The following is a 617-nucleotide window of genomic DNA, read 5'->3' on the forward strand; positions in this document are numbered from 1 at the left end:
GCTCTTTAACAATCAGGCAAGCAAACGTGTGGGACCTGTTCGGGACGAAGTCTTTAAGAGATTTCAGTTCTGAACGAGTCAACAAGTTTTTGTTAATTCAGATGATGAACTGAGCATGTATTAAGTGCTCCTTCTTCGGAAGGCCACTTTAAACGCTTTTCTTAACTGAAGAGTTTGATCATGGCTCAGATTGAACGCTGGCGGCAGGCCTAACACATGCAAGTCGAGCGGAAACGATGGTAGCTTGCTACCAGGCGTCGAGCGGCGGACGGGTGAGTAACGCGTGAGAATCTGCCCATTTGTGGGGGATAACTCGGGGAAACTCGAGCTAATACCGCATAATCCCTACGGGGGAAAGCAGGGGACCTTCGGGCCTTGTGCAGATGGATGAGCTCGCGTCGGATTAGCTAGTTGGTAGGGTAAAGGCCTACCAAGGCGACGATCCGTAGCTGGTCTGAGAGGATGATCAGCCACACTGGGACTGAGACACGGCCCAGACTCCTACGGGAGGCAGCAGTGGGGAATCTTGGACAATGGGGGCAACCCTGATCCAGCCATGCCGCGTGTGTGAAGAAGGCCTTAGGGTTGTAAAGCACTTTCAGTAGGGAGGAAGGCTT

The 617-nt window shown here is 52.4% G+C and carries 1 rRNA gene; it reads left to right on the forward strand.

Features of this window, described 5'->3' with window-relative positions:
• Positions 1 to 162 precede the first annotated feature (162 nt).
• A 16S ribosomal RNA gene (locus Y5S_RS19005) occupies positions 163 to 617 on the forward strand; the annotation flags it as partial.

This window comes from Alcanivorax nanhaiticus (assembly GCF_000756665.1).
Lineage (GTDB): Bacteria > Pseudomonadota > Gammaproteobacteria > Pseudomonadales > Alcanivoracaceae > Alcanivorax > Alcanivorax nanhaiticus.